This is a genomic window from Serratia sp. HNCC26DJ206 (assembly GCF_057180605.1).
In genome coordinates, this window is record NZ_JBXUGP010000106.1 from 1 (window position 1) to 1152 (window position 1152).

A 1152-nucleotide genomic window follows, 5' to 3' on the forward strand; every position below is an offset into this window, starting at 1 on the left:
TGCTGCCGGTGCAGCGACGGCGAGGTTTTTGCCTATTCTTTTCCCGCTATATTGACGGTAAAGGGCTTGAAGTCGCGAGAGCCTAGTTCGCTGAGGGGGATCACTCGCTGTTTACCGTTTACGGTCTCGGTCACGCGGGTGATGTTGATAATCAGGTTATCTTTACAGTAGTCTTCTCCAATAAGCTGCGCGGTCTGGTAGCGTGTGGCTTCCGAGTCACTGAACGGGTCGACGTCAAGGGTGTCGCTATCCAGCCGTTTCCCGGATTTATCCAGCACATCGACAGCAATCTCCAGACGACCAATGCCCCGCCCACTGCCATCGCTTCCGCCCCCATCCAGGGTGAAGGTCGCCGCGCACATCCCCTGATTGGCCCAGACCGTATCGGAATGCCACAGTTCAATCACCGCCCATGACGGCAGCGATAGGGCAGACAAGCCCGCCAGCAGAGCCGTATTCACTAACGCTTTTCTTATCATTCTCTTTCCTCTTTAGCATGAAACAGGTTGTGGGGGGCCTTCATCTCCTTGATTTAGACATCATGACAATGATCCAGTAACCCGCGAGCAGCCCCAGGGGGATCCCCACAAAGGGGGTAACGACCACGCTGGTAAATCCGGCCACTGCGCCAAACCCCAGCACCGGTGCCACTATTCTGATGAGGGTGATGATAATCACGCTGCCGACTTTGGATTTGTGTAACACGATGATGATCAGTACTAAAAATATCGCCGCGATAAATGGCATGGTTCCCTCTCTGGAAGACTCAACCCTCACTCCGCAAGGCATCTGAGCACTCACGTGTTCAACGCCTTGTCCTTATCGTCATAACCTCTGTAACCCGTTATGAATTAATGACAATTCTTCTTTTCCCTGGTGTGGCCAATAAATCAATTAATAGAATATAACGATCGATAATCTAACATCGATCGTTTGTAACGATCAATATTGGTGATTATGATGTGTGAGAAACAGACGAAGATGGGTAAAGCTCAGGCCGTCTCAACTACCTGCCCAGAGGGAGCCTGAGGAGGCGGATTGACGTGGTTGAATGCAGGACGCAGGTACGAATGAAAATAATTTCAGACAGATATTATCCCCCTGACAACCGCAGCGACGGTGGCGAACCAACGCGTTCACTGCCGTCGTTTT

2 protein-coding genes are annotated in these 1152 nt (G+C 51.5%); both read right to left on the minus strand.

Going from position 1 to position 1152, the window contains the following annotated elements:
- Positions 1-32: 32 nt before the first annotated feature.
- A complete protein-coding gene (locus AC2A1E_RS24120; RefSeq protein ID WP_484385863.1) occupies positions 33-479 on the minus strand; it encodes an IrmA family protein in 447 nt (148 codons plus the stop codon).
- A 40-nt stretch (positions 480-519) separates the two neighbouring features.
- Positions 520-747, minus strand: coding sequence for a hypothetical protein (locus tag AC2A1E_RS24125; protein WP_484385758.1), 228 nt, complete (start codon positions 745-747; stop codon positions 520-522).
- Between the last annotated feature and the right edge of the window lie 405 nt (positions 748-1152).

Coding starts and splice junctions, on each gene's coding strand:
- AC2A1E_RS24120 (WP_484385863.1), bottom strand. CDS start 479: ATGATAAGAAAAGCGTTAGTGAATACGGCTCTGCTGGCGGGCTTGTCT.
- AC2A1E_RS24125 (WP_484385758.1), bottom strand. CDS start 747: ATGCCATTTATCGCGGCGATATTTTTAGTACTGATCATCATCGTGTTA.